The sequence below is a fragment of the Ferrovibrio sp. GW821-FHT12D07 genome (assembly GCF_058807275.1).
The window spans coordinates 240,566-263,549 of sequence record NZ_JBXAQN010000001.1 but is presented as its reverse complement, the minus strand read 5'-3'; the positions used below and the strand labels follow the sequence as shown (position 1 = coordinate 263,549).

Below are 22,984 nucleotides of genomic sequence, written 5' to 3'. Positions count from 1 at the left end.
CGCCCTGGGGGATGACCATGATCCGGAACCGGAAATCGCTGCTGCTGTGCACGACGACCTTCATGCTGGTTGCGGCGGGGGTGACGGCCCAGCAGCCCACGGGCGGACAGGTGGTCAGCGGTGGCGCCAGCATCTCGCAAAGCGCCAACACCACCACCGTCAACCAGTCCACCAATCGCGCCATCATCAACTGGCAGGGCTTCTCGCTCGGCGCCGGCAACACCGCGCAGTTCAACCTGCCGTCGGCCGGCTCGGCCGTGCTGAACCGTGTGACCGGCTCCAATCCCTCGCAACTGCTGGGCAACATCCGCTCCAATGGTCAGGTCTACCTGATCAATCCGCATGGCATCGTGGTCGGCAACGGTGCGCGCATCGAGACCAACCGCTTCGTTGCCAGCACACTGGATGTCTCCAACAGCGACTTCATGGCCGGCGGCGCCATGCGCTTCCAGGGCACGTCGGACAAGGCCGTGGAGAATCAGGGCGAGATCGTCACCGGTGCGGGCGGTGTCGCCCTGATCGCACGCAAGGTGACCAACAGCGGCCAGATTCGCGCCGAGGGCGGCACGGCAGCGCTGGCCGCAGGATCTGAAATCCTGCTGCAAGCCGACAATTCCGTGGTGGCGGTGGCATCGCCCGCGCTGACGCAGATGGCGCAGGCCGGCGTCGACAACAACGGCCTGATCGAAGCGGCGCGGGTGGAACTGCGCGCCGTGCAGGGCAATGCCTATGGCTTGGCGGTCAACAACACCGGCACCGTGCGCGCCAGCGGCGTGGAAAATCGCGATGGCCGCGTCTTCCTCACCGGCGGCAGCGTCAGCAACAATGGCGAGATCGTGGCCCGGCGCGGCGAGCGCGGCGGCGATGTGGTGATCACCGGCGAGACGGTGGCGCTGGGTGCGGCGACGACTATCGATGCTTCGGGCCGGCTGGGTGGCGGCACGGTGAAAGCAGGCGGCGGCTGGCAGGGCAAGGATGCCGAGGTCGCCAACGCACAGCAGACCATGGTGGCGGCCGGTGCGCAGATCAAAGCCGATGCCACCGAACAGGGCGATGGCGGCACGGTGGTGGTCTGGGCCGATGGCCGCACCGCTTTCGACGGCCGGATCAGCGCCCGAGGCGGCGCTGACGGCGGCAACGGCGGCAAGGCCGAAGTCTCGGGCAAGCAGCAGCTCGCCTATAATGGCCTGGCCGATCTGCGTGCGCCGAAGGGCCAGGCGGGATCGCTGCTGCTCGATCCGCACGATGTCTTCATCACCAATGGCACGGACAGCAATAACACCTGCGGCAGTGGAACCTGTACGCCATCGGCCGACACGTCCATCCTGAGCGTGGCAACACTGGAAGCGCAGCTCGCGCTCGGCAATGTTCAGGTGCTGACTACAGGCGGCGGCAGCCAGACTGGCAACATCACCGTCGGTAACCAGATCGACTGGACGTCGGGCAACAATCTCACGCTGACCGCGCAGGGCGGCATCGCCATCAATGCCGATATCCTCACCTTCGGCAATGGCGGCACGCTGCGGCTCGAAGCCGGTCTGGATACCAACGGCGGACATCAGATCAGCCAGTCGGCCGCATCCAGGATTCATGTCGGGACGCTGGCGACGAATGCCCGCTTCGGCACCACGGTCGCGCTGAACGGTATCATCGATGCCAACACGCTGCTCGTAGACGCGTTCGGCGGCGGTACCTTCACGGCCACGAATGCCGGCAATCAGGTCAATGCGCTGCAATTCGCCGGGACCAGTTCGGCCGGGACGCTCACGTTTCATAACACCAGCAGCAACCTGACCGTGAGCGGCAATACTGGCGCGTTCCTCAGTGGTCACCTCATCCTCAAGAATAACGGCAACCTGACCTTCGCGTCCGGCACCGTGCTGGATGTGATCAGCAACAATGTTGTGCTGGGTGCCGTCGGCGGCACTGTCACCAACAACGCGGGCACGGGCCTGATCGGCTCGAATGTTGCGACCTACCGCTTCTATGCTGCCAACCAGAGCGGCAGCAACCTCGGCGGCCTGGCCCCCACCGTGATCAACGGCGTGTCCTTCCCCGATAACCCGAACAGCAGCGGCAACAGCTTCTACATCTCAGGCGGTACGACCCTGCCGCCGGAGGTCGATCGTTCATACCGCAATCCGCCGGTCTATCAGCTTGAGGAAGTGCCGGTTACCGTCGTCACCATACCGTCGCCCGTGTCGCCGGTGTTCAGCAGTGGCAGCTTCACGCAGATCATCACGGCGCAGAACTGGCTATCGGTCGCCGATACAATCACCAGCATCCTCAACAATGATGATGCCAACGTGTACTACACGACCTCGCCCGCGCAGGTTCAGGAGTTCATGGAAATGTATCGGACTTATCTGCTGTCGAAGGCAACGCCGGAGCAGATCAGGAATGGTTATGACGGCAAGGTGGAGGCGGCGCAGTGGATGCTGGGCCGGGCCAAGGCCTTTTCGGGCGTGCTGGGCATGCAGATCGAACATGTGGCTCCCAAGCGCAACAGCTACGGCCTGAGCGGTGCCGGCGCCGAGCTGTTCGCCAGCAGGCTCAGCGCTGCGCCGAACCAGAGCCGGGAGGCGGTGCTGGGAACCATGCTGACCATCATGACGCAGGCTATGGTCAAGCCGGCCGACCAGCGGACGGAAGCCGAAAGCTCCTTCCTCTTCGCGGTCGCGACCGTGGCCGGGGAAGCCAAGCGGCAGATGATCGGCACGGCGCTGACAAGCATCGCCAACAATCCGAGCGTGCTCAACCAGCAATCCGGAATGAACATCCCCAACCTTGGCATGCTCCTGACTGGTGGCAAGGAGCCGGTCTATGACGCCAACCCCATCGGGCAGATTCAACAGCAATACGCCGGATACAATCCGACAATGATCGGCATCGCCTCCAAAACGAACTTCAACGATCTGATTTCACAGCCGCAACTCCTGGCCGCCGCCCTCTCCCTCATGGCGGGCGGGCAGCTTGGGCGCAGCTGATGTCCTTTCCGTCTGATCACACAAGGCCCATGACCATATCCTTCACCAGCCGCATCGCCGCGATCCTGTTCGCCGGTCTGTGCCTGCTCGGCCGGGCTGCCGGCGCAGACACGCCGGGGCTGCAGGGCATTGTGCTGATGCCTTACGGGACAGACGCTGCCGCTTCTTCCGCAGGGCCGTTCGTCGATACCCGGCAGACGCCCTGGATCGACGCCGCGGGCCTTTCCGAGAAGCTGGCCGGTCTGCGTGGCCAGGCCATCAGCATGGAGACGGCCAACCAGATCGTCGAAATCATCACGGTTTTCCATGGCGAAGTGCTGGATGAACCCTTCGTCTCGGTTTCGGTGCCACCGCAGGATGTCACGGCCGGTATCATCCGGGTCGACGTGCAGCGCGGCGTGGTCGGCCGTCTCAATGTCCAGGGGGCCAACTGGTTCTCCGAAGACTCCTATCGGCGCTACTTCAACCTGCGGCCGGGCCAGCCGATCAAGATGGGAAGCCTGAAATCCGGTGCGGATGCAGTCGCCCATGGCGGTTTCCGCACGGCGTCGCCCGATGTGAAGGCCGGCGAGAATCTCGGCGAGACCGACATTACTCTACAGGCGCGCGACAGCTTTCCGGTCAGCCTGCGCGGCGGCTACGACAATACCGGCACCAAGCTGACCTCGCGCTACCGCTATAATGCCGGCGCCACCTGGGGCAACGCCTTCGGCATCGGGCATGAGCTCAGCTACGATTTTTCCACTGATCCGGGCTTCGAGTTCAGCAAGACGCATCGCTTCGGTTATTACGCGCCTTTCGCCAATGGCGACGGCATCAACCTGACGGCCGTACACGGCGACAGCAAGAGCAAGCTGCCCGAACCCTTCGACCAGTCCGGTTCCAACAATTCGCTGCTGGGCCGTTATGTCATGCCGCTGCCGGACTGGAAGGCGACCGGGATCACGCAGTCGGTCTCGGGCGGCCTGGATTTCAAGCGCGCCGAAAACCAGCTCGACTTCAACAAGATTTCGGTGAACCAGACCACCACTGATGTGGTGCAGTTCGCTGCGGAGTATAATGCCTCGCGCCCGGATGCATGGGGCGGGACGACGGCGCGGATCGGCCTGTTTGCCAGCCCGGGCGGCCTGTCGGCCTTCAACACCGATGAGCGGTTCGCCAGCGCCCGCCAGGGCGCCTATGCAAAATATCATTACATCAACGGCGATATCGGCCGCAGCTTCGAGCTGCCGCGTGGCTTTGGCCTCAATCACCGGCTGGCCTATCAGTTCACCCCTTATCGCCTGATCGGCAGCGAGCAGCTGAACCTGGCCGGCTATGGCGCCGTGCGCGGCTATCCGGAATCCGATGCCACCGCCGATTACGGCTTCGTGCTGCGCAACGAGTTCCAGCTTCCCGTGCTGTCGCCGCAGAAACTGTTCGGCCTCGACATTCCGCAGGACGCGCTGCGCTTCCATCTCTTCTACGATATGGCCAACGGGCGGCAGCAGGCCCCGATCGCCGGCGAGTCGGAAAGCGTGTGGCTGCGCGCCGTGGGCGTCGGCTTCACGTACAACATGGGGCGTTATGTCTCGGCCCGTATGGATGCCGGCCGCGGCATGCAGCGCAACCCGCAGACCCAGTCGGAAGGCACGCAGATTCACTTCGGCCTGTCGCTGACCTACTAGGATCTAGCGGGATTTCAGCCAGTCGATCACGCCATGGCCGGCGGCAAAGCCGGTGGCGAGGCAGCCCTGCAGCAGATAGCCGCCGGTCGGCGCTTCCCAGTCCAGCATTTCGCCGGCCGCGAACACGCCGGGGCGACGATGCAGCATCAGGCGTGCATCCAGTTCGTCACGCGCGATGCCGCCGGCGGTGGAAATCGCGCGCGCCAGATCGAAGGGTTCGGAAAGCTGTACCGGCAGCGCCTTGATGAGGTCAGCCAGCGGCGTGTCGGCCTCGCCCGCATGCAGCGCCTCCTGCACCAGGCCAATGGCGACCGGCGCCAGGTTGATGCGCTTGCGCAGGTAGTTCGACAGCGACGCGCCGCGTCGTGGCTCACGCAACTCTTTCGTCAGCGCGGCAAGGGACAGATCGGGACGCAGATCGATCCGCAGCCGGGCGACGCCGTCGCGGGCAACGGCATCGCGTAAAGGTGCCGATAGCGCATAGACTGCGCCGCCCTCGATGCCTTCCGCGGTGATCATCGCCTCGCCGCGCACGGTATGATCATCAACCGATAGTGCGATGCGTTTCAGCGGCGCGCCGGCATGACGGTCGCGGAACATCTCCGACCAGGCGACGCGGAAACCGCAATTGGCCGGCTGCAGCGCTGCGACGGCAATGTCGGGCAGCAGCGCGGCCCAGCCGCCATCGGCGCCGAGCCGCGGCCAGGAGGCACCGCCCAACGCCAGCACGGTTGCATCGACCGCCTGCGTCGCGCCATCTGCAAAGGCGAGCCGGCTGTCCCCGGTCCAGCCCGTCCAGTCCGCGCGCGTCACGATGCGCACGCCCAGTGTGTCCAGCCGCGTCAGCCAGGCGCGCAGCAGCGGACTGGCCTTCATCGCCTTGGGGAACACGCGGCCGCTGCTGCCGATGAAGGTCGGTTGCCCCAGCGCATCGCACCACTGCACCAGCGCCTCGGGTGAGAAGGCATCCAGATGCGGACGCATCCAGTCGCTCGCCGCGCCATAGCGGTTGCGGAATCGGTCGATCGGTTCGGAATGAGTGATGTTGAGGCCGCCACGGCCGGCCATCAGCAGCTTGCGCCCCAGGCTCGGCATGCGGTCGAACACGCTGACCGACAGGCCTGCCGAGGCCATCACTTCGGCGGCCATCAGTCCGGCCGGCCCGCCGCCGATGACGGCGACATGATGCTTCTGCTGATTACTCATGATTGCTTCAGCGTCTTTTAAGCAGATAGCTGTCCATGATCCAGCCATGCGCGGCCTTCGCTGCGCTGCGCCGGCGCTGGATTTCGTCCGCCACGTCGCCCAGCCGTCCCGAGATCAGGATCTCGTCTGGCGTGCCGACATAGGCGCCCCAGTAGATGTCGAAGGCATCGCCATCCAGCGCGGCATAGGCATTGTCGGCATCCAGCATGACAAAGGCGCTGTCGGCATCAGTGGGAAAGCCCTGCGCCAGCCGGCGTCCGGTGGTGATTGCCACGCCCTGTCCGATCTGGTTCAGGGTGGTCTTGTGGCTGGCAGTCAGGGCATGCAGGCTGCTGATGCCCGGGATCACCTCGTAGACGATGTCATGCTGGCCGCCATCGGCGATTGCGGCCACGATGCGGATGGTACTGTCGTAAAGCGAGGGATCGCCCCATACCAGGAAACCGCCGCATTCGCCGTCCTGCATTTCCTCGGCGATCAGGCGCTCGAAGATCGCCTGCTTGTCACGGTTGAGGCTGTCGATCACGGCGCCGTAGGCACCGGCATCGCGGCTCCAGTCGGGACTCTGCGCCTCGGCGAAGCGGTAACGACGGTCCTTGTCGATGAAGCGTTCGCAGATGTCGCGGCGCAGCGCAATCATCTTTTCCTTGTCGGCGCCCTTGTCCAGCAGGAAGAACACGTCGGTGCGGTTGAGCGCCTTCACCGCCTGCATGGTGATGTAATCGGGATGTCCGGCGCCGATGCCGATGATCAGAATGGTCTTCATGGGTCCTGCTGCCGTCTGACCGGCGCAGGGTAGCAGGTCCGGTTGCGGGAGGGCAGGGCCGGCGCGTTGTCAGCGGCCTGCCGGCAATCTCAGGATTCGGTGCCGATGCTGCCCGAGAGGCTGCGGATATCCTGCAGGTGGGCCTGCACCATCGGCACAGTGTCCTGCGCCATGGCCCGCAGTGGCGGCCGGTCGCCGGCCGCGGCATAACCCTGATGCAGGGCGAGCGCCTTTTCATGGGACTCGATCTGCATGGCGACATACAGCCGGTCGAAGGCCGAGGCCGAGGCGGTACGCAACTGCTCCAGCCTGTTCAGGTGGTCGGTGTCCATGCCGACGGGTTTAGCCTTCAGGCCGGATTTTTCCGCGGCCTTGGCGAATCTGGATGCGGCCTTCGAGTGTTCGTCCACCATCCGGCGCGCGAACTGCTGCACCTCCACTTTCTGGGCGCGTTGCAGGGCGATCTTGCCAGCCTCGATCTCGAACTGGGTGGCGATCTGTGCGCGCGGCACATAGGCCGGCGTCGAGGTCCTGGTGGTCACGACTTCCTGCCGGACAGCCACTTTCGACTGGGCCCAGGCGGCGCAGCTGCCGAAACCAAGTGCTCCGGCCAGCGTGCAGGCAATGACGAGTGATGGCTTCATGGCTTCATCCTCCTGAGGATCATGGGATGAATGGATGGATTAAGGCCAAGTTCCGCCAATGCCGGCCATGCTGGGCATTGTCACAGGGTTTACGGCAGCTCCTCGGCCATGCCGGTCTCGATGGCGGGTTCCATGGTCGGCCGGCTGGCTGAATCGGGGACGCTGCGGCGATAGGGCAGGCGGCGACAGGCCGCCATGCGCTCGCTCAGCCGCTCGGCCTGTCCCACCCGCTGAATCTGGGTGCGGATCGTGGCTGCTGCGGGGATAGGGGCGGCGGCCGGTTCGACTGCGACTTGTGCTGCCGTCTCCGGTGCGCGGCTCGACCAGGCGACGCGGTAGCCGACTGTCGATTGCTGCGCCACCACATAGGCTTCGTCCGAGGATTTGCGCGCCGCCACGATCGCCTGCTGCAGGGCATGGTCACGGGTCAGATAACCGCCATAGGTCCTGCCGCGCACGCGAATGCGCCAGACATCATCTTCCTCGATGACGAAGTAGTAGACCGGCATGGTCACCTCCCGACGTTTTTCCGGAGCCGTCTCAGTTGGCGCCACAAACGGCGCAACGGGTGATGCCGTTCCGTGACCTTTTCTTGAAACAGCCGCAATGTTTTTTGCTGCATTGCGGCTGTTTCAACGCGGGTTGCACATCGTGCGGTCCGTACGAAGCGGAACCAAAGAGAGATGTGTCGGGTTGATATCATATGCGAGCGCTTTACACGTCGTGAATCTCCCCCTTCACACGCTCGCGTCCGTTCCGTCGCGACCAGCGACCTCGATTGCATATCAGGAGATGCCCCATGGCCAAACGCGCCGCAAAAACCAAGGCCCGCCCTGCCGCGAAAGCCCGCAAGACCGTCAAGGCCAAGACCGCGACCCGCCGCAAGGCGGTGACCGCGCGTCGCAAGACTGTCGCGCGCGGTCGCGTCACTGCACCGGGCACACCGGCTTCCAAGGCGCCGCGCCAGGACATGACGGCGCTGGCCAGCACGATCAAGACGACAGCACTGGTCGGCCGTGCCGCGCAGGAGGTGAAGACCAGCCTGGCGGTGGCCGATATTCCCGATGACGCCATCGCCCTGCTGCAGCAGGACCATCGCGAGGTGGAAGCGCTGTTCGAGGAATTCGAGAACACCCAGAGCAAGGCCGAGAAAGCCAAGCTTGCCGCCAAAATCTGCCTCGATCTGCGGGTGCATACCCAGATCGAGGAGGAGCTGCTCTATCCGCCGGCCCATAAGGAGATCGAACATGATCTCGTGGACGAGGCCGTGGTCGAGCATGCCTCGGCCAAGGAACTGATCCACCAGATCGAAGGCATGGATCCCTCGGAACACCTCTATGATGCGAAGATGAAAGTGCTGAGCGAATACATCAAGCATCACGTGAAGGAAGAGGAAGAGGAGATGTTCCCCAAGCTGCGCGGGCGCAAGATCGACATGCATGATCTGGCCACCAAGATGGCCAAGCGCAAAACCCAGCTTGTGACGCAATACGCCAAGACGCGCTGATGTCTGTCTGATACCGAAACGGGCCCTGGCTATGCGCCGGGGCCCGTTTTTCGTGGAACACGGCCTTTGCGTGGAACGGGGGCGATCCGGGCCGGTTTGAATCGGTATGACCGGATGAGGAGATGATCGCCATGTCCCGCCAGAAACTTCTGATCGTGCTTGCCGCTGTCGTCGTGGTGCTGATCGGGCTGATCGCCTGGCCGTCGCATCCGCCGTCGCATGATACTGCCGCGCGGCTCGCGCAGGGCAGTTCACCGCCGCCCTCGCAGCCGCAGCCGTCGGCTCCATTGGAAACCGACAAGCCGCCGGCTGGTGGCGGCACTACGCAGCAGGGCGGTACGCCGGGCCCGACAGTGCCGCGTCCGGAAACCATGCCGCCCGACAAGATCGAGCCGGCGCCCAAATAGGTCTGCGCAAAACAGCGGCATTGAACGAAACAAAGGCCGGCCTGCGACGTTCGCTCCCTGTCCGGCTCATGACGGGAGACTGAAGATGGCCAACATTGTGCCCAAGATACTGCCGGAGCCGCAGGCCTTTGCGCGCCTGTCGACGAAGAAGCAGCGCAAGTGCCTGCAGGAGGCGCTCGGCACCTTCGTCGATGCGCTGCAGGTCGATGGCCGCGATCCCCGCCAGTATGAAGCCCTGCGCTTCAAGAGCGCGATGGAAGCGCTGGGCGAGGGCAATCTGGGGCAGGCCTATGAAGATGCCATGGCCCTGCAGCGTCATACGCCGGCGACGGATGATGATATCGCGATATCGGGCCAGCCGCTGAGCCGGGATGACATGGCTATCGGTCTGCGCCATCTGGTCGACCGGCTGCAGGACAAGCGCGTGTAGGAGGTGAGCATGCCACGTGGCGACAAGTCGAGCTATACATCCAAGCAGAAGCGCAAGGCCGAGCATATCGAGGAAGGCTACGAGAAGCGCGGCACGCCTAAGAAGGAAGCCGAGCGTCGCGCCTGGGCCACCGTCAACACGGAAAGCGGCGGCGGCAATAAAAGCGGCTCCGGCCGTGGCAAGCCCGACAACAAGAGCGCCGCGAAGAAGGGCGGCAAGCAGGGCGGTGCTGCCTCTGCCGCCCGGCCGAAGGCTGCCCGAAAGAAATCCGCCAAGAAAGCGGCTGCCACGCGCAAGCGGCGTGGCAGCTGATCACTAAAGCCTAGCCATTACCTTTCGGCGCGCCAGCCAGGAATTCCTTGAGCTGTGCGGCCCAGAACTTCGCCATGCCGGTGGTGCCATGGCCGCGCGTCTCGGCGCTGGCGGGAATGACATAGACCCGGCCGCTCTTCACGCTTTTCATCGCCTCGGCCATCACGCCGGTCTCGGGCGGATTGCGCTCGTCATCGGCAGCGTTGATCGCCAGCAGCGGCGCCCTGATCTTCGACAGGTTGGGTGCCGGGTTGTAGTCGCCCGATGACGCCCATTGATAGACGAAGTCGTTGGCATCCGCGGTGAAGGCTGCTGCCAAGCGGTCGTCGACGAACTTGTCGGCTGCCGCACGCGTCGGCGCCTGTTGCTGGTAGGCCAGCGTGCCGCCATTGGTGGCGATGCCGAAGAACAGGTTGGCCATCTTCATCGATTTCGGCTGCTGGGTGTAGTTGCCGCCCATATAGTCGGGATCGCTGCGCACGGTGTCGACCAGCAGGCGACGCAGCATCCAGTTGCGGCTGGACATCTCGGTCGGCTGCGAAGCCATTGGCACCAGCGCATCCATCATGCCGGGATATTTGGTGCCCCAGATCCAGGTCTGCATGCCGCCCATGGAATTGCCCAGCACCAGCCGCAGATGCTTGACGCCCAGGCCCTCGGTGACCAGGCGATACTGTGCATCCACCATGTCGTCATAATTGTATTGCGGGAATTTCGCCTTCAGGCCATCCGATGGCTTGCCGGATTTCCCGGCGCCGATGGCATCGGGCAGGATGATGAAATACTTCTTCGCATCCAGCGGCTGGCCCTCGCCGAACAGCTCGCCCGCAAAGGCCGGGGTCAGCATGCTCTGTGCTGAGCCTGCGGTGCCGTGCAGGATCAGCACCGGCTCGCCGGTTGGTTCACCCACCGTCTTGTAGGCCAGTCGCAATTCCGGCATCACCTCGCCGGTATGGAACTTGAAATCCTTGGCGACGAAGCTGCCGTCTTTCGGCGCTGGGTAATCTGCTGCCATGGCAGGAATTGTCAGGAACAGAGCGGCTGCAACCGCGACATGACGGATGGCGTGCATGGTTTCCTCCTGGAAAGTCCGGTCTGCGCCGGGCTGAGGCGCAAAGCCTACGTCCGCCCTGCGCCGGAATCCACCGGAAGCTTGCACCCGCCCGGTGACCAATGATCACAAAGCCGGTATCCATACCGGCATGACCGGGGATTCGCCGCAGGACATACCGCAGGAGCGGATACGCAAGATCATCCATATCGACATGGATGCCTTCTATGCCTCGGTCGAGCAGCGCGACAATCCGGATTTGCGCGGCAAGCCGGTGGCCGTCGGCGGTTCGCGCGAACGTGGTGTGGTGGCGGCGGCCTCTTACGAGGCGCGCAAGTTCGGCGTGCGCTCGGCCATGCCCTCGGTGACGGCAAAACGCAAATGCCCCGACCTGATCTTCGTGCCACATCGTTTCAGCGTCTATCGCGCGGTGTCGCAGCAGATCAGGGATATCTTCGCCGAATACACCCCGCTGATCGAACCGCTCTCATTGGACGAGGCCTATCTTGATGTCACCGAAAACCTGAAGGGCATCGATAGCGCCACCCAGATCGCCGAGGAAATCCGCACCAGGATCAAGGCCGTGACGCAGCTCACCGCTTCGGCCGGCGTGTCCTACAACAAGTTCCTGGCCAAGCTGGCGTCCGACCAGAACAAGCCCGACGGGCTGTTCGTGATCACGCCGAAGGCGGGCCCGGCTTTTGTCGAGACACTGCCGGTGGGCCGTTTCCACGGCATCGGGCCGGCCACATCGGAGAAGATGAACCGGCTTGGCATCCAGACCGGGCTGGACCTGCGCGCGCAGAGCATGGAATTCCTGCAGCAGCAGTTCGGCAAGTCCGGGCGGTATTACTACTGGATTTCGCGCGGCATCGACGAACGTCAGGTGCGGCCTGATCGCATCCGCAAGTCGGTCGGCGCCGAGAACACCTTCTCGGATGACCTGTTCACCAGCGGCGAGGCCGAGATCGAACTGCAGCCGATCATCGCCAAGGTCTGGCGCTATTGCGAGAAGTCCGACATTCGCGGTCGTACGGTGACGCTGAAGGTGAAATACGCCGACTTCCAGCAGATCACCCGCAGCCGCACTGTGCCGGCGCCAGTGACGTCAGAAGCCGAGATCGCGGAGATCGTGGAAACCCTGCTGCAACCGCTGTTCCCATCCACCAAGGGTATCCGCCTGCTCGGCGTGACCCTGTCCTCGCTGGGCGAGGACGAACAGCCGGCCGAAGATGAACCGCAGCTGAAGCTGACGCTTTAGACCGCGCGCAGATGCCGCACCGGCCGGCCGGGCACCAGCGCCTGCGCCGCCAGCGCGATCGCATCGGCATCGAGGCCGTAATGGCGATAGAGGTCGCCGAGGCTGCCGGTCTGGCCGAAATGCTCGATGCCGAGCGAGCGCACGCGGTTGCCGCTCACCGAGCCGAGCCAGGCCAAGGTCGCCGGATGGCCGTCGATGGCGGTGACGATGCCGCAATGGGGCGGCAGGGCTTCGAACAGTCGCTCGATATGGCTGCGGGCATGCACCAGGCCGCGTTCACGGGCGCGCTGCGCTGCCGTCCAGCCGGCGTTCAATCGGTCGGCAGATGTGATTGCCAGCACCGCCACATCGCGGCGGTCTTCCGCGATCATGCCGGCGGCTTCGATGGCCTCGGGTGCCAGCACGCCGGTATAGGCGATGACGATCTCGGTATTGGGCGTCGGTTCACGCAGCCAGTAGGCGCCGTCGATGATGCCCTGCTTCAGCTGCGGCGTCATCTCGCGCTTCTGCTGTTCCAGCGTGCGGGTAGAGAGGCGTAAGTAAACCGCGCCGCCGGTCTCGTCGCGCAACCAGGTGCGCTCGTCCGGCTGGCCTTCGCCATCGCGCTGCATGTAGTCGAAGGCAAAGCGCAGGATCACGGCGAGTTCGTCGACATAAGCCGGCTCGAAGGAGGCCAGTCCGTCCTGTGCCAGGCCGATCAGCGGCGTCGAGATCGACTGGTGCGCGCCGCCTTCGGGTGCCAGCGACACACCCGACGGTGTTGCCACGGCAATAAAGCGCGCATCCTGGTAGCAGGCATAGTTCAACGCATCCAGCCCGCGGCAGATGAAGGGATCATACAGCGTGCCGATGGGCAGCAGCCGTGCACCGAACAGCGAATGCGATAGGCCCAGAGCCGAGAGCAGCGTGAACAGGTTCATCTCGGCGATGCCGAGTTCCAGATGCTGGCCCTTGGGCGAGAAGTCCCAGGTGAAGGTGGAGGGGATCTTCTCCTTGCGGAACAGATCGGCCACCGCCTCCTGCGCGAACAGGCCGCGCCGGTTCACCCAGGCGCCGAGATTGGTCGAGACAGTGACATCGGGCGCGGTGGTGACAATGCGCGCGGCGAGTTCGTCGGATGAGCGCCCGATCTCGTTCATGATCAGGCCGAAGCCCTGCTGGGTCGACATCTCGGCCTGCACGGGCACCGGCAGGTCGGCCGGCACCGGAATGACCGGCGATGACAGGCGACGCTGCTGCAGCGCATTGAAGGGCGCGGCCTTGATGAAGGCTTCAAGCTCGGCTGCGGAATGATCGAGTCCCTCGAACTTGTCCCATTCATGGCCGGGCCGGATGTTCATCGCCGCGCGGAAGGTCTCCATCTGCGCCGGCGTCAGCATACCGGCATGGTTGTCCTTGTGGCCGGCGAGCGGCAGGCCCATGCCCTTCACGGTATAGCAGAGGAAGACGACAGGCCTGTCATGATCGACCGCGTCGAAGGCTTCCACCAGTGATGGCAAATCATGGCCGCCGAGATTGGTCATCAGGCGGGCGAGCTCGTCGTCGCTGCGCTTCTCGATCAGCTGCGTCACATCGCCCTGGTCACCCAGATCGTCGAGCAGCCGTTTGCGCCAGGCCGCACCGCCCTGGAAGGTCAGCGCCGAGAACAGCTGGTTGGGGCAGCTGTCGATCCACTGCCGCAGCTTCTCGCCGCCGGGTTCTTGGAAGGCAGCCTGCTGCAGGCGGCCATGCTTCACGGTGACGATGTCCCAGCCAAAGGCGCGGAAGATTGCTTCCAGCCGGTCATACAGGCCCTCGCGCACCACGGCGTCGAGACTCTGGCGGTTATAGTCGATCACCCACCAGGTGTTGCGCAGGCCGTGCTTCCAGCCTTCAAGCAGTGCCTCGAAGATGTTGCCTTCATCCATCTCGGCATCGCCGAGCAGCGACACCATGCGGCCTTCGCCGATACCCTCGCGCCAGCCATGGGCCGTCACGTAATCCTGCACCAGGCTGGCGAACAGCGTCTGCGCCGCGCCCAGCCCCACCGAGCCGGTGGAGAAATCGACATCGTCCATGTCCTTGGTGCGCGACGGATAGGATTGCGCGCCCTTGTAGCCGCGGAAGTTTTCCATCTTCTCGCGCGTCTGCCGGTCCATCAGGTAATGGATGGCGTGGAAGATCGGGCTGGCATGCGGCTTCACGGCGACGCGGTCGGCTGCCTTCAGCGCGTGGAAGTACAGCGCCGTCATGATGGTGGCGAGCGAGGCGCTGGAGGCCTGGTGTCCGCCCACCTTCAGACCGTCGCTTTTCTCCCGCAGGTGATTGGCGTTGTGGATCATCCAGGTGGAGAGCCACAGTGCCTTGCGCTCCAGCTGGGTGAGAATCTCGATGGTCTTCTGTGACACGGGGGTCTGCGGCGAAACGGGCATGGCGCGAATCCTGTAGGGAATGCCGAATCATAGGCCCGAAAATGGGGCATTTCCTTGCAATCTGGCCCGCTGGTGGCTGGGAATTTGCAAAATCCTTCCCTAAAATCGCGGTTATGAGCAAAAATCCTGCAGATCTGGACCAGATCGACCGCAATATCCTGCGCGCCCTGCAGGAAAACGCCCGGCTTTCCAGCGCCGAACTGGCCGAGGAGGTGGGGATTTCCTCTTCGCCCTGCTGGCGCCGGGTGAAGGCCCTGGAAGACGCCGGCGTGATTTCGAAATACGTCACACTGGTTGACCCCGAGGCGCTCGGGCTGTCGATCAGCATCTTCACCAGCGTCTCGCTCGACAAGCAGGTGGAGGCCGCGCTGGAAACCTTCCAGAAGGCGGTGCGCAAGCGGCCTGAAGTGATGGAATGCTACCTGATGACGGGTGATTTCGATTACCTGCTGCGCGTGGTGGTCGGCAGCCTGCAGGATTACGAACGCTTCCTGCTCGATCACCTGACCCGCGTGCCCGGCGTGGCCAGCATCAAGTCCAGCTTCGCGCTCAAGCAGGTGAAATACACCACCGCGCTCCCCGTGACAGGCTGAGCGACTTGTTTTATGTAAATCCGATAGTTCTCATTCCTTCGCGAGTCCCGCCCGCATGACCGCCATTACCATCCGCCGCCCCGACGACTGGCATGTGCATCTGCGTGACGGCGAGATGCTGAAGGCGGTGCTGCCGCATACGGCGGCCCAGTTCGCCCGCGCCATCGTGATGCCGAACCTGAAGCCGCCGGTCACCACCGTGCAGCTGGCAACCGACTATCGCGCCCGCATCATGGCCGCGCTGCCGGCGGGTGTGGCCTTTGAACCGCTGATGACCTGCTATCTCACCGACACAACCGCGCCGGCCGAAATCGAACGCGGCTTCAAGGACAAGGTCTGGGTCGCCGCCAAGCTCTATCCCGCCGGTGCCACCACCAATTCGCAGCATGGCGTGACGGATATCAGGAAGGCCTATCCGGCGCTGGAGATGATGCAGACAATCGGCATGCCGCTGCTGGTGCATGGCGAGGTGACGGATCGCGAGGTCGATATCTTTGACCGCGAGAAGGTCTATATCGACCGCGTGCTGATTCCACTGCTGAAGGATTTCCCGGCACTGAAGATCGTGATGGAGCATATCACGACATCCGAAGCCGCGACCTTTGTGGCCGAGACGGCCGGGCGTCTGGCCGCCACCATCACCTCGCATCATCTGATGATCAACCGCAGCTCGATCTTCGAGGGCGGCGTGCGCCCGCATCTCTACTGCCTGCCGATCGCCAAGCGCGAGGATCATCGCCTGGCGCTGCGCAAGGCAGCCACGTCGGGCAAGGCTTGTTTCTTCCTCGGCACCGACACAGCGCCCCATGCCGCGCATACCAAGGAAGCGGCTTGCGGCTGCGCTGGCATCTTCAATGCACCGACCGCCATGCAGTCCTACGCGCAGGTCTTCCATGAAGAGAAGGCGCTCGACAGGCTGGAGGCCTTTGCCTCGCTGAACGGTCCGCGCTTCTATGGCCTGCCGCTGAACGAGGGCAAGCTGAAGCTGGAGCTTGCGGCGGCCTCCACTGATGTGCCGGCGGAGATCACCGTCGGCGCCGAACGCGTCGTGGTCTTCGCGCAGGAAGCCGGCGCGGCCTGGCGTCTCACCACCCTGCCGGCCTGATGTGAAGCTCTATCTTGCCGGGCCTGACGTTTTCGCGCCCGATGCCGATGCGCGGTTCACGGCCATGCGCGAGGCCTGCCGCCGTCATGGCTTCACGCCGCTGACCCCGATCGACAACGCCTTGCCCGTGCATCTGAGCGGCGCGGCGCTGGCGCGGCATATCAAGGATGCGAATGTGGCGCTGCTGCTGGCCTGTGACGCCGTGGTCGCGCATATCGTCAGTTTCCGCGGACCCAACATGGACCCGGGCACCGCCTGGGAGATCGGCTATGCCGAGGCGCTGGGCAAGCCGGTCTATCTGTGGATGCAGGACCGCCGCCTGCTGGCCGAGCGCACGCCCGGACAGGATGGCAAGGACGGCGATGGCTGGATGATCGAGGATTTCGGCCTGGCCGAGAATCTGATGATCGGGGTGAGTGAGCGTCCGGTCGCGCAGAGCTTCGAGGCTGCGCTGCAGCAGATCAGAAAATAAGCTTGAAGAAGCCGATCACGACCAGCAGGCCGATCAGGAAGATGATCAGCACAGCCCATCCAATGAATTTCAGCATGACGCCTCCGGGGACTGGAACGCAGTCCCTGTAAAACGCATGGGCTCAGGCCGGGTTCCAGTCCGGCTCGGGACCGTAGGTCTCGCGCAGATGCTGGACGAAGGCACCGACACTGGCCGGCACGAAGCTGGTAGCCGGATGCACGGCGAAGATGCTGACATCGGCGGCGCCGGGATGCTCGGGGAGAATGACGCGCAGGCGGCCGTCGCGCAGCTCGGGCCCGATATCCCAGGTCGAACGCAAGGCGATGCCAAGGCCGGCGACGGCCAGCTCGCGCACCACCTCGCTGGAATTGGTGCGCACGGTGCTTTCGCCTGAGACCGTGACGATGCTGCTGCGATCCTGCAGGCGCCAGGGCAGCTGCGCCGCCGCCGCCAGCAGCCGATGTTGCGACAGTTCGGCCAGTGTCTTCGGCGTGCCATGCTGTTTCAGATAGCCGGGGCTGGCGCATAGCACGCGATGATTGGGCGCGAGACGATGTCCGGTCAGGCCGGGTTCGATGGATGGCGCGATGCGGATGGCGAGATCGATGCGCTCGGCCAGCAGATCGACATAGGAGTCTGTCAAATCGAGTTCCACCTGCAGGCGCGGCCAGCGGTCGAGAAAGCTTTTCACATGAGGCGCAACATGCAGGCGGCCAAACGACGTCGGCGCCGAGATGCGCAGCCGGCCCGATGGCGCACCGGCCACGCCGGTGACAAAGCTTTCGGCCTCGCGCGAGGCGGCGAGAATCTGCACCACGCGTTCATAGAAGCGCTGGCCGGCCTCTGTCGTGGCGAGCTTGCGCGTCGTCCGGTGCAGCAGCCGCGCACCCAGCCGCTCCTCCAGCCGTGCGATGCGTTTCGACACCATGGCGGGCGAGAGATGCAGGCTGCGGCCGGCGGCGGCCAGGCTGCCGGTCTCGATCACCCGGGCGAACAGCTCGTATTCCTTGTCCATGATCATTCGTTCCCATAAAGAACGACTGCTTTCAATTCTTTTCATCTACAGAATGAATTCCGGCTTTGCTACACTGTCGGCCAGAATCGCATAACCCTCTGTAACGCTTCAGGAAACGCCATGACAAAGACCGTGGACAAGGCCGGCCTCAAGGTCGCCGTCGAACTCGCCGATTTCATCGATGCCAAGGCCCTGCCGGGCACCGGTCTCCAGCCCGCGGCCTTCTGGGCCGGTGTCGCCGATATCTACGCTCGCTTCACCCCGGAGAACCGCGCGCTGCTCAAGAAGCGCGATGACCTTCAGGCCAAGATCGACGCCTGGCATCAGCAGCGCAAAGGCAAGCCGCATGATGCGGCGGCCTATGAAGGCTTCCTGAAAGAGATCGGCTATCTCGTGCCCGAGCCGGCGCCGTTCAAGATCGCCAGCACCAATGTCGATGCCGAGATCGCGCGCATGGCCGGGCCGCAGCTGGTCGTGCCGGTGTTGAATGCGCGCTTCCTGCTGAATGCCGCGAACGCGCGCTGGGGCAGCCTGTATGACGCCTATTACGGCACTGATGCGATCCCGCACGACGCCGATGAAAAGAAGGGTTACGACCCGGCGCGCGGCGCCAAGGTGATCGCCAAGGCCAAGGCCTTCCTCGATTCAGCCGTGCCGTTGGCCGCTGGCAGCCACGCCGATGTGAAGGGCTGGTCGATCAAGGATGGCGTGCTGTCGCCGGCGCTGAAAGACCCGGCCGCTTTTGTCGGCTATCGCGGCGATGCCGCCAATCCGTCGTCGGTGCTGCTGCAGCATAACGGCCTGCATATCGAGATCGTCGTTGATCGCAGCCATCCGGTGGGCAAGGGCGATCCGTCCGGGCAGGCCGATGTGATTCTGGAAGCCGCGCTGACCACCATCGTCGATCTGGAAGATTCGGTCGCCGCCGTGGATGCCGAGGACAAGGCGGCCGCTTACGCCAACTGGCTCGGCCTGATGAAGGGCGATCTGGAAGCCAGCTTCGACAAGGGCGGCAAGACCATGACCCGCACGCTGGAAGCGGATCGCGAGTACACCGCGGCGAAAGGCGGTGGCAAGCTGACATTGGCCGGCCGCAGCCTGCTGTTCGTGCGCAACGTCGGTCATCTGATGACCACGCCGGCGATCCACCTGCCCGATGGCTCGGAAGCCTTCGAGGGCATCCTGGATGGCATCGTCACCAGTCTCATCGCTGTGCATGACCTGCAGAAGAAGGGCCGTTTCACCAACAGCCGCGCGGGCTCGGTCTATATCGTCAAGCCGAAGATGCACGGCCCGGAAGAGGCTGCCTTCACCAACAAGCTGTTTGATGCGATTGAAGACTTGCTGGGTCTGAAGCGCTTCACCGTCAAGGTCGGCGTGATGGACGAGGAGCGCCGCACCTCGGCCAATCTCGCCGCCTGCATCAACGCCGTGAAGGACCGCATCGTCTTCATCAACACCGGCTTCCTCGACCGCACCGGCGACGAGATGCACACGTCCATGCAGGCCGGCCCGATGGTGCGCAAGGCGCAGATGCGCGCCAGCGCCTGGATCAAGGCTTACGAGGAGCGCAACGTCGCCATCGGCATCGGTTGCGGGCTCTCGGGCAGGGCGCAGATCGGGAAGGGCATGTGGGCGGCGCCCGATCGCATGGCCGACATGCTGGACCAGAAGATCGGCCATCCCAAGACCGGCGCCAACACCGCTTGGGTGCCGAGCCCGACGGCCGCCACCTTGCATGCCACGCATTATCACACCGTCGATGTCTTTGCCCGCCAGGCCGAGGTGGCGAAGCAGGCGGTGCCGCCGCTCGGTGAACTGCTGACCATTCCACTGGCGACAGGGCAGAATTTCTCCGAACAGGATGTGAAGGACGAGCTCGACAACAACGCGCAAGGAATTCTCGGTTATGTCGTGCGCTGGGTCGATCAGGGCGTGGGCTGCTCCAAGGTGCCTGATATCCACGATATCGGCCTGATGGAAGATCGCGCCACCTTGCGCATCTCGTCGCAGCATATGGCCAACTGGCTGCTGCACGGCATCTGCACCAGGGAACAGGTCGATGCGGCGCTGAAGCGCATGGCGGCTAAGGTGGATGCGCAGAATGCCGGTGATCCGCTCTACAAGCCGATGGCGTCCAACCCCGATGCCAGCCTGGCCTATCAGGCGGCGCGGGCTCTGGTCTTCGAAGGCGTGGCGCAGCCCAACGGCTATACCGAACCGCTGCTGCATGCCTTCCGCCAGAAGGTGAAGGCGCAGGCGTAAGACCGCCTTTCGCGGTTGCTCTTGGGAAGGACGGCCTCTATAAGGGCCGTCCTTTTCTTTTGGGCCCGCCAGCAATGTCGGATTATGCAATCGGCGTCGATTTCGGCACCACCAATACGGTGGTGGCGATTGCACGCGCCGATGGCACGGTCACGCCGATCACCTTCGACCACGCCAGGCTGGCGCATGACATCTTCCGCTCGGCGCTGTGCTTCTGGGACGAGACCGAGGACCGGGCGCGCCGGATCGGCATCGAGGCCGGGCCCTGGGCCATTGCCCAGTTCCTCGACAGCCCGTATGAACACCGCTTCGTGCAGTCGTTCAAATCCTTCGCCGCCAGCCATCTGTTCCAGTCGACGGTGATCTTCGGCAAGCGCTTTTCCTATGAAGACATCCTGTCGAACTTCCTCGGCCTGCTGCGCAGCCATGCCGGCAATGCCTTGGCGTTGAACGGCCCGGTGATTGCCGGTCGTCCGGTGGAATTTGTCGGCGCCAGCCCCGATCCGGCGCTGGCCCTGCAGCGCATGGATGCGTCTTACGCCCGCGCCGGCTTCCCGCCGGTGCGCTATGCCTATGAACCCGTGGGTGCCGCCTATTACTTCGCCCGCCGGCTGAATGCGGATGCCACCGTGCTGGTCGCCGATTTCGGCGGCGGCACCAGCGACTTCTCGCTCATGCGCTTCACCAAAGGACGGAATGGCTTCACCGCCCAGCCGCTCGGTCATGCCGGCGTCGGCGTGGCCGGCGATGCCTTCGACTACCGCATCATCGACAATGTGATTTCGCCGCGTCTGGGCAAGGGCGGGCATTACCGCAGCGATGGCAAGCGCCTGCCCATTCCGGGCCAGCAATACATGCAGTTCGCCCAGTGGCATCAGCTTGCCATGCTGAAATCGCCAAAGGTCATGGCGGACCTGAAGGCGTTGGCGAAAGAGGCCGAGGAGCCGGCTGCGCTGGAGGACTTCATCACCGTGATCGAGAACGATCTTGGCTTCGGCCTCTATCGGGCCGTCTCGGCGGTGAAAACCGCGCTGTCATCGTCGGAGCAGGCCGATCTGGTCTTCGAGGCCGATGGCATCAAGATCCATGAGCAGGTGACGCGCAAAAGCTTCGAAAGCTGGATTGCGCCCGAACTGGCGCAGATCGATGCGGCGCTGGACCGCGTCCTTGCCGCCGCCGGTATCGCGCCCGCTGCGGTCGACCAGGTCTTCATGACCGGCGGTTCGTCCTTCGTGCCGGCACTGCGCCGCCTGTTCGAGGCGCGGTTTTCCGCGGATCGACTCGCCACCGGCGATCAGCTGCAGTCGATTGCCTCAGGCCTCGCGCTGATCGGTCTTGATCAGAATGCGGGCAACTGGCTGGCACCGCGCGGCTGACAGTTACTCCGTCAGCGCCTGCTTGCGCTTGCGCAGGACGGCCGGCGACAGCATCGCCAGCAGCAGTAGAACCACGACGCCCAGCAGGGTGGCGCTGATTGGGTGGCGCAGGAAGACGGTGAAGTCGCCGTCGGCCAGCAGCATGGCGCGGCGGAAGTTTTCCTCCAGCTGCGGGCCCAGCACCAGGCCGAGCAGCAGCGGCGCCGGCTCGACACCGATCTTGATGAAGAAATAACCGATCACCGCGCAGCCCAGCATCAGCCAGACATTGAACAGGCTGTTTGAGATGCCGTATGTGCCGATGCAGCAGAACAGCACGATGGCGGGGAAGAGCAGGCGGTAGGGAATCTTCAGCATCGAAACCCAGACGCCGACCAGCGGCAGGTTGATCACCAGCAGCATCAGGTTGCCGACCCACATGCTGGCGATCAGGCCCCAGACCAGCGCCGGCTGTTCGGTCATCACCTGCGGGCCCGGCTGGATACCCTGCATCATCAGCGCGCCGATCATCAGCGCCATCAGTGCGTTCGACGGAATGCCCAGCGTCAACAGCGGGATGAAGCTGGTCTGCGCGCCGGCATTGTTGGCGGCCTCCGGCCCGGCCACGCCCTCGATGGCGCCCTTGCCGAAACGAGATGGATCTTTTGCCAGCTTTTTCTCCAGCGCATAGGCCGTAAACGGTGGCAGCGCGGCACCACCGCCGGGCAGCACGCCGAGGAAGGAGCCGACCGCCGTGCCGCGCAGCATGGCAGGGAAGGCGGCCTTCATGTCGGCGAGGGTCGGGATCAGGTCGCGGAACGACTGGGTGACCACACGACGGTCTTCCTTGCGTTCCAGGTTGGCGATGATTTCGCCCAGACCGAACAGCCCCATGGCGATCGGCACGAAGTCGAGGCCGTCAGACAGATCAGGAATCCCAAACGTCATGCGCGACACGCCGGAATTCACGTCCATGCCGACCAGCCCAAGCAGCAGCCCGAGCAGCACCATGGCCAGCGATTTCATCACCGAGCCATGCGCCATCACCACGGCGGCGATCAGCCCCAGCACCAGCAGGCTGAAATATTCGACCGCGGTGAATTTCAGCGCCAGCGCTGCCAGCGGCAGGCTGAGCACTGCGATCACCACAGTAGCGACAGTGCCGGCGAAGAAAGAGGAAATCGCCGCCGTCGCCAGCGCCGCACCGGCGCGGCCTTGCTTGGCCATCTCGTGGCCGTCAAGGCAGGTGACAACGGACGATGTTTCGCCCGGCACGTTGACCAGGATGGCGGTGGTCGAGCCGCCATACTGCGCGCCGTAGAAGATGCCGGCCAGCATGATCATGGCCGAGGCCGGATCAAGGCCGTAGGTAAACGGCAGCAGCAGCGCCACGGTGGGAATGGGCCCGATGCCCGGCAGCACGCCGATGGCGGTGCCGATCAGCGCGCCGATCAGGCAGAACATCAGGTTCTTGAGCTGGAAGGCAGTGCTCAGGCCGAGCAGAAGGTTGTCGATCAGCTCCATGACGCA

At 64.1% G+C, this 22,984-nt stretch carries 21 protein-coding genes; 12 read left to right on the top strand and 9 right to left on the bottom strand.

The window, feature by feature from the left end; translation table 11 throughout:
* The first annotated feature begins 11 nt into the window (after positions 1-11).
* On the top strand, positions 12-2,987 hold the full coding sequence (locus AC1RRE_RS01330) for a two-partner secretion domain-containing protein (RefSeq protein ID WP_492979244.1): 2,976 nt from the start codon (positions 12-14) through the stop codon (positions 2,985-2,987).
* Between the two features lie 29 nt (positions 2,988-3,016).
* Positions 3,017-4,654 carry a ShlB/FhaC/HecB family hemolysin secretion/activation protein gene (locus AC1RRE_RS01325; protein ID WP_492979243.1) on the top strand — a complete coding sequence of 546 codons (1,638 nt, stop codon included), beginning with the start codon at positions 3,017-3,019 and terminating at the stop codon, positions 4,652-4,654.
* A 3-nt stretch (positions 4,655-4,657) separates the two neighbouring features.
* Here AC1RRE_RS01325 and AC1RRE_RS01320 read toward each other — a convergent pair whose 3' ends face one another.
* From AC1RRE_RS01320 to AC1RRE_RS01305, 4 genes are all read right to left on the bottom strand, one after another.
* A complete protein-coding gene (locus AC1RRE_RS01320) occupies positions 4,658-5,908 on the bottom strand; it encodes a BaiN/RdsA family NAD(P)/FAD-dependent oxidoreductase (RefSeq protein WP_492979242.1) in 1,251 nt (416 codons plus the stop codon).
* Entirely contained in the window at positions 5,868-6,626 is a 759-nt protein-coding gene (gene cobF / locus AC1RRE_RS01315) for a precorrin-6A synthase (deacetylating) (protein ID WP_492979241.1), read from the bottom strand. Before cobF ends, AC1RRE_RS01320 begins: the two co-directional genes overlap by 41 nt.
* Before the next feature lie 89 nt (positions 6,627-6,715).
* Entirely contained in the window at positions 6,716-7,270 is a 555-nt protein-coding gene (locus tag AC1RRE_RS01310) for a DUF4142 domain-containing protein (RefSeq protein WP_492979240.1), read from the bottom strand.
* Between the two features lie 89 nt (positions 7,271-7,359).
* On the bottom strand, positions 7,360-7,779 hold the full coding sequence (locus AC1RRE_RS01305) for a hypothetical protein (protein WP_492979239.1): 420 nt from the start codon (positions 7,777-7,779) through the stop codon (positions 7,360-7,362).
* A 290-nt stretch (positions 7,780-8,069) separates the two neighbouring features.
* On the opposite strand from AC1RRE_RS01305, the gene AC1RRE_RS01300 reads away from it, so the two are divergent.
* The 4 genes from AC1RRE_RS01300 (at position 8,070) to AC1RRE_RS01285 (ending at position 9,926) form a co-directional block, all read left to right on the top strand.
* Positions 8,070-8,777 (top strand): hemerythrin domain-containing protein, encoded by a 708-nt coding sequence (locus AC1RRE_RS01300; protein WP_492979238.1) that lies wholly within the window; start codon positions 8,070-8,072, stop codon positions 8,775-8,777.
* Positions 8,778-8,908: 131 nt separating this feature from the next.
* On the top strand, positions 8,909-9,184 hold the full coding sequence (locus tag AC1RRE_RS01295; RefSeq protein WP_492979237.1) for a hypothetical protein: 276 nt from the start codon (positions 8,909-8,911) through the stop codon (positions 9,182-9,184).
* Between the two features lie 85 nt (positions 9,185-9,269).
* Positions 9,270-9,614: a hypothetical protein gene (locus AC1RRE_RS01290; RefSeq protein WP_492979236.1), complete on the top strand. Its 345-nt coding sequence runs from the start codon at positions 9,270-9,272 to the stop codon at positions 9,612-9,614.
* Between the two features lie 9 nt (positions 9,615-9,623).
* Entirely contained in the window at positions 9,624-9,926 is a 303-nt protein-coding gene (locus AC1RRE_RS01285; RefSeq protein ID WP_492979235.1) for a hypothetical protein, read from the top strand.
* 10 nt (positions 9,927-9,936) lie between these two features.
* Here the strand turns inward: AC1RRE_RS01285 and AC1RRE_RS01280 are convergent, their stop codons facing one another.
* A complete protein-coding gene (locus AC1RRE_RS01280; protein WP_492979234.1) occupies positions 9,937-10,998 on the bottom strand; it encodes an alpha/beta fold hydrolase in 1,062 nt (353 codons plus the stop codon).
* A gap of 94 nt (positions 10,999-11,092) precedes the next feature.
* Here AC1RRE_RS01280 and dinB point away from each other — a divergent pair, with 94 nt between their 5' ends.
* Positions 11,093-12,238, top strand: a complete 1,146-nt coding sequence (gene dinB / locus AC1RRE_RS01275) for a DNA polymerase IV (RefSeq protein ID WP_492979233.1) — start codon at positions 11,093-11,095, stop codon at positions 12,236-12,238.
* Here the strand turns inward: dinB and AC1RRE_RS01270 are convergent.
* Positions 12,235-14,625 (bottom strand): thiamine pyrophosphate-binding protein, encoded by a 2,391-nt coding sequence (locus tag AC1RRE_RS01270; protein ID WP_492979232.1) that lies wholly within the window; start codon positions 14,623-14,625, stop codon positions 12,235-12,237. The genes dinB and AC1RRE_RS01270 overlap by 4 nt on opposite strands.
* 137 nt (positions 14,626-14,762) lie before the next feature.
* Here AC1RRE_RS01270 and AC1RRE_RS01265 point away from each other — a divergent pair, with 137 nt between their 5' ends.
* Genes AC1RRE_RS01265 through AC1RRE_RS01255 form a run of 3 tightly spaced genes read left to right on the top strand, consistent with a single transcriptional unit; the run spans position 14,763 to position 16,819 of the window.
* The gene (locus AC1RRE_RS01265; protein WP_492979231.1) at positions 14,763-15,242 is read left to right on the top strand and encodes an Lrp/AsnC family transcriptional regulator; all 480 of its coding nucleotides are present in this window, start codon (positions 14,763-14,765) and stop codon (positions 15,240-15,242) included.
* 55 nt (positions 15,243-15,297) lie between these two features.
* Positions 15,298-16,347: a dihydroorotase gene (pyrC, locus tag AC1RRE_RS01260; RefSeq protein ID WP_492979230.1), complete on the top strand. Its 1,050-nt coding sequence runs from the start codon at positions 15,298-15,300 to the stop codon at positions 16,345-16,347.
* 1 nt (position 16,348) lies between these two features.
* Positions 16,349-16,819 (top strand): nucleoside 2-deoxyribosyltransferase, encoded by a 471-nt coding sequence (locus AC1RRE_RS01255; RefSeq protein ID WP_492979229.1) that lies wholly within the window; start codon positions 16,349-16,351, stop codon positions 16,817-16,819.
* Here AC1RRE_RS01255 and AC1RRE_RS01250 read toward each other — a convergent pair.
* Together AC1RRE_RS01250 and AC1RRE_RS01245 are read right to left on the bottom strand one after the other, a co-directional pair.
* Entirely contained in the window at positions 16,809-16,892 is an 84-nt protein-coding gene (locus tag AC1RRE_RS01250) for a small membrane protein YohP (protein ID WP_492981320.1), read from the bottom strand. The genes AC1RRE_RS01255 and AC1RRE_RS01250 overlap by 11 nt on opposite strands.
* A gap of 48 nt (positions 16,893-16,940) precedes the next feature.
* A complete protein-coding gene (locus tag AC1RRE_RS01245) occupies positions 16,941-17,834 on the bottom strand; it encodes a LysR family transcriptional regulator (RefSeq protein WP_492979228.1) in 894 nt (297 codons plus the stop codon).
* A 120-nt stretch (positions 17,835-17,954) separates the two neighbouring features.
* Here AC1RRE_RS01245 and AC1RRE_RS01240 point away from each other — a divergent pair, with 120 nt between their 5' ends.
* Complete coding sequence (locus AC1RRE_RS01240) at positions 17,955-20,099, top strand: malate synthase G (RefSeq protein ID WP_492979227.1); 2,145 nt, start codon at positions 17,955-17,957, stop codon at positions 20,097-20,099.
* A gap of 74 nt (positions 20,100-20,173) precedes the next feature.
* The gene (locus tag AC1RRE_RS01235; RefSeq protein WP_492979226.1) at positions 20,174-21,475 is read left to right on the top strand and encodes an Hsp70 family protein; all 1,302 of its coding nucleotides are present in this window, start codon (positions 20,174-20,176) and stop codon (positions 21,473-21,475) included.
* A 3-nt stretch (positions 21,476-21,478) separates the two neighbouring features.
* On the opposite strand, the gene AC1RRE_RS01230 is transcribed toward AC1RRE_RS01235, so the two are convergent.
* A complete protein-coding gene (locus AC1RRE_RS01230) occupies positions 21,479-22,978 on the bottom strand; it encodes a tripartite tricarboxylate transporter permease (protein WP_492979225.1) in 1,500 nt (499 codons plus the stop codon).
* Positions 22,979-22,984: the final 6 nt, after the last annotated feature.

What these genes read in the sequence shown, in the direction of transcription:
- AC1RRE_RS01280 (WP_492979234.1), bottom strand. Translation starts at nt 10,998, where the DNA reads ATGCACGCCATCCGTCATGTCGCGGTTGCAGCCGCTCTGTTCCTGACA.
- AC1RRE_RS01245 (WP_492979228.1), bottom strand. Translation starts at nt 17,834, where the DNA reads ATGGACAAGGAATACGAGCTGTTCGCCCGGGTGATCGAGACCGGCAGC.
- AC1RRE_RS01235 (WP_492979226.1), top strand. Translation starts at nt 20,174, where the DNA reads ATGTCGGATTATGCAATCGGCGTCGATTTCGGCACCACCAATACGGTG.
- AC1RRE_RS01300 (WP_492979238.1), top strand. Translation starts at nt 8,070, where the DNA reads ATGGCCAAACGCGCCGCAAAAACCAAGGCCCGCCCTGCCGCGAAAGCC.
- pyrC (WP_492979230.1), top strand. Translation starts at nt 15,298, where the DNA reads ATGACCGCCATTACCATCCGCCGCCCCGACGACTGGCATGTGCATCTG.
- cobF (WP_492979241.1), bottom strand. Translation starts at nt 6,626, where the DNA reads ATGAAGACCATTCTGATCATCGGCATCGGCGCCGGACATCCCGATTAC.
- AC1RRE_RS01320 (WP_492979242.1), bottom strand. Translation starts at nt 5,908, where the DNA reads ATGGCTGGATCATGGACAGCTATCTGCTTAAAAGACGCTGAAGCAATC.
- AC1RRE_RS01285 (WP_492979235.1), top strand. Translation starts at nt 9,624, where the DNA reads ATGCCACGTGGCGACAAGTCGAGCTATACATCCAAGCAGAAGCGCAAG.
- AC1RRE_RS01295 (WP_492979237.1), top strand. Translation starts at nt 8,909, where the DNA reads ATGTCCCGCCAGAAACTTCTGATCGTGCTTGCCGCTGTCGTCGTGGTG.
- AC1RRE_RS01290 (WP_492979236.1), top strand. Translation starts at nt 9,270, where the DNA reads ATGGCCAACATTGTGCCCAAGATACTGCCGGAGCCGCAGGCCTTTGCG.
- AC1RRE_RS01325 (WP_492979243.1), top strand. Translation starts at nt 3,017, where the DNA reads ATGACCATATCCTTCACCAGCCGCATCGCCGCGATCCTGTTCGCCGGT.
- AC1RRE_RS01240 (WP_492979227.1), top strand. Translation starts at nt 17,955, where the DNA reads ATGACAAAGACCGTGGACAAGGCCGGCCTCAAGGTCGCCGTCGAACTC.
- AC1RRE_RS01230 (WP_492979225.1), bottom strand. Translation starts at nt 22,978, where the DNA reads ATGGAGCTGATCGACAACCTTCTGCTCGGCCTGAGCACTGCCTTCCAG.
- AC1RRE_RS01310 (WP_492979240.1), bottom strand. Translation starts at nt 7,270, where the DNA reads ATGAAGCCATCACTCGTCATTGCCTGCACGCTGGCCGGAGCACTTGGT.
- AC1RRE_RS01265 (WP_492979231.1), top strand. Translation starts at nt 14,763, where the DNA reads ATGAGCAAAAATCCTGCAGATCTGGACCAGATCGACCGCAATATCCTG.
- AC1RRE_RS01305 (WP_492979239.1), bottom strand. Translation starts at nt 7,779, where the DNA reads ATGCCGGTCTACTACTTCGTCATCGAGGAAGATGATGTCTGGCGCATT.
- AC1RRE_RS01330 (WP_492979244.1), top strand. Translation starts at nt 12, where the DNA reads ATGACCATGATCCGGAACCGGAAATCGCTGCTGCTGTGCACGACGACC.